The sequence below is a fragment of the Stenotrophomonas sp. SrG genome, from assembly GCF_050031795.1.
In the GTDB taxonomy this organism is placed as follows: Bacteria; Pseudomonadota; Gammaproteobacteria; order Xanthomonadales; family Xanthomonadaceae; genus Stenotrophomonas; species Stenotrophomonas rhizophila_A.
On record NZ_JBNBBE010000365.1, the window covers coordinates 1 to 263 of the forward strand.

Sequence of the window (263 nt, forward strand, 5' to 3'; positions counted from 1 at the left end):
CCGCCGCCCCCCCGCAGGCCGAGGCACGCCACCAGCCGGCCGGGCGGGCCGCCCCGGGTGCGCGCCCGGCCGCGTGCCGAGACGGGGATGCCGCCCGGGTGGCCATCCAGTCGACCCCCACGCTGGTGGCGGCGCTGGAGCGGCGCGTGGCGGCGCTGCGGCGGGCGGGCGGCCTGGCGGTGGACCGTGCCGACGACGGTTTCTCGGACCGCCTGGAAGTACTGGATTCCGACGGTGGCCTGTGCTCGGCCGAACTTGCGGTG

General features: G+C 79.5%; 1 protein-coding gene. It reads left to right on the forward strand.

Annotated elements, in window-relative coordinates:
* On the forward strand, window positions 1-263 hold a 263-nt coding region (locus ACQG3P_RS20125), incomplete at both ends, for a hypothetical protein (RefSeq protein ID WP_426806032.1).